The 2,380-nt window shown below is 71.8% G+C and carries 3 protein-coding genes; all 3 read right to left on the reverse strand.

Annotated features, from left to right (window positions below; genetic code table 11):
- Positions 1-582 (reverse strand): GTPase domain-containing protein (locus AC1DOC_RS29600; protein WP_478131118.1); only part of this gene is annotated, 582 nt, incomplete at its 3' end.
- Positions 579-1,991: a DUF2868 domain-containing protein gene (locus AC1DOC_RS29605; RefSeq protein WP_478083397.1), complete on the reverse strand. Its 1,413-nt coding sequence runs from the start codon at positions 1,989-1,991 to the stop codon at positions 579-581. The genes AC1DOC_RS29605 and AC1DOC_RS29600, both read right to left, overlap by 4 nt.
- A 144-nt stretch (positions 1,992-2,135) precedes the next feature.
- Positions 2,136-2,380: hypothetical protein (locus tag AC1DOC_RS29610; protein WP_478131119.1), on the reverse strand; the 245-nt coding region annotated here is incomplete at its 5' end.

Here is a 2,380-nt window from a genome sequence, read left to right on the forward strand (position 1 = left end):
GTAGAGCTCGCGCTCGGCCCCCACGAAAGGCGCCGCGGCATCGAAGCGCACCTGCACGTGCAGGCCGTAGGCCGAGAGCAGTTCCTTCCAGTCGGGCTCGCGGCTGGCCGCATCGCGCACGAAGTTGAGCACCGGCAGCACCGGCCGCGCGCAGGAGTTGAGCAGCTCGATCTCGTCGCGGAACTTGGGCAGCACCGGTTCGCGCACGTCGATGACGAGAAAGGCCGCATCGATGTCCTGCATGGTGCGCAGCACCTTGGCCTCCTGCTCGAAAACGCCATGCGCCTCGGGCCCCTGCAGGAACAGGCGGATGCGCTCGGGCGGCGTGGCTTGCGCACCGTCGAGCCCGGCCAGGTGCTCGCGCAGCGCCACCGCATCTTCCAGGCCCGGCGTGTCGAAGAAGCGCACCGCGGCCTGGCCGTTCACCTCCAGGTCGACCGATTCGACATGGCGCGTGGTGCCGGGCCGCTGCGACACCTCGCCGAAGTTGGCGCGCCGCGTCAGCGTGCGCAGCAGCGAGGTCTTGCCCGCGTTGGTGTGGCCGACCACGGCGATGCGGATGGCTGGATGCTGCTGCGTCATGCGGTGATTCCCAGGCCTTGCAATGCGTCTTCGAGCCGCGGTGTGGCCGCGATGCGCGCAAGGCCGGTGCCCTGCAGCCAATCGATCCAGCGCTGCGATGCGTCCGCGCCGGCCGCGTCCCTGGCGGCCGGTGCCAGCCAGAGCCGGCATTCGCCGCACTGGGCCAGCACTTCGCGCAGGAAGCGTTCGGTGCCGCGGTCGGGGCTCGATGCGGCGTGGCACACCAGCAGCACGGCGCGCGGACGGACCTCTGCCAGCCGGTCGAGCAGCGCGCGCCGCGCGGGCGCGCTGCCATCGATGCGCTGCACCTGGGCCGGAGCGATGGCGGCGGGCAGGCCCTCGGGCGGCCACGGCGTATCCGCGGGCAGCTCGAAGCCGATGACGAACAGTTCGTCCCGCAACTGCGATGGCGCAAGGCCCGCCGGCGCCGCGCCCGGCGCGCGCCCCGGATCGGCATCGACGATGGCGGGCGGTGCGAGCGCGGCGAAGCGCGCCGCGAGCTTGCGGTAGTAGGGCTCGCTCCAGTCGGGCTGCAGCGCGGCGCGGCGCCGCTGCCACACCGCCGCGCTCAGCAGCACCAGCGCCAGGCGCGGCAGCAGCCCGTACACCACGATGCAGCCGGTCAGCCACAGCGCCCAGTCGCGCTGGCCCGCGGCGCCGGGCGAAGGAGAAAGAACGGTCGCGGCATCGGGAACCGGAAAGCCGATCTGCGACGGCGCCCAGCCCAGCACCTGCACGGCGTGCACGAAGAACGCCGGGTCGAGGATGGTCGTCTCCCAGCTCAGCGTGTAGCTGCGGAACGCCAACGCGAACAGCAGCGCGGCCAGCACCACCGCGAACGAGAGCGACCAGATGCCGTGGCTCACCAGCCCCAGCGCCCAGGGCAGCAGCCTGGCGCGCGCGAGCAGCCCGGTGGCCGCCCGCAGCAGCACCGGCGCCTGGCCGCGCTTGCCGCCGGCCACGCGCGCGGTGAGCGCGAGCCAGATCCAGCCGAGCGAACTGGTGTTGAACGCGCCCAGCGGCAGCCAAAGGCCGGCCAGCCACAGCAGCAGCGTAAGCGCGTGCAGGCCGAGCAGGCTCGCGAGCGCCACGATCACGTTGATGTGCCGTTCGCCGCCGCCGACCACGTTGCCCGCGAGGCCCAGGCCCGCCATGACGATGAGCGCCACCAGCCCGAGCAGCACCCATGGCGCCCACTGGCGGGCGCGTGCCAGTTCGGATTGCAGCCCGATGCGTTCACCGAGCAACAGCGCGCGTGCGGTGATGCGTGCCGGTGCGCCGGAGCTGCGGGAGAGGGCGGCGCGCAGGACCTCTGCATCGTCGAGCGGACCTTTCTCCTCGGTCCATCGGATCGCTTCGGTGACGACCGCGTCCGTAAAGGCAGGTTCGCGCAACGCGGTGTTGGTCAACAGGGTCCCTTCGCAGCAAGTTTCCCCGCATGTGCCGGGGCGCGCGAATTATGCCCGGCGCATTCCGGCGGACCCATGAGAAACGGGGCCGCGCGGACGGCCCCGTTCTTGTTCAGCAGGCGAGTCGAAAACGCGTGCCCGGTTTCAGCGCAGGCCGAAGAACGAAAGCACGGCCACGACCACGACGACCAGACCGACGATGTAAATGATGGAATTCACGCGAGGACTCCTCGTTGTTGACGACAGCTTCAGCATCGCGCCCGGGGTGGCGGGCTGCTGTCGGCGAGTGGCGGCCTGTGCTGTAGGACTCGCCAAGGCCGCCCCGAGCGCTTGCGCCGTGCCGGCGCGCCTCAGGCGGCCGGCTTGCGGCGGGGCTCGGAGCCCAGCGC

Source organism: Variovorax sp. 01T439_2, assembly GCF_056398445.1.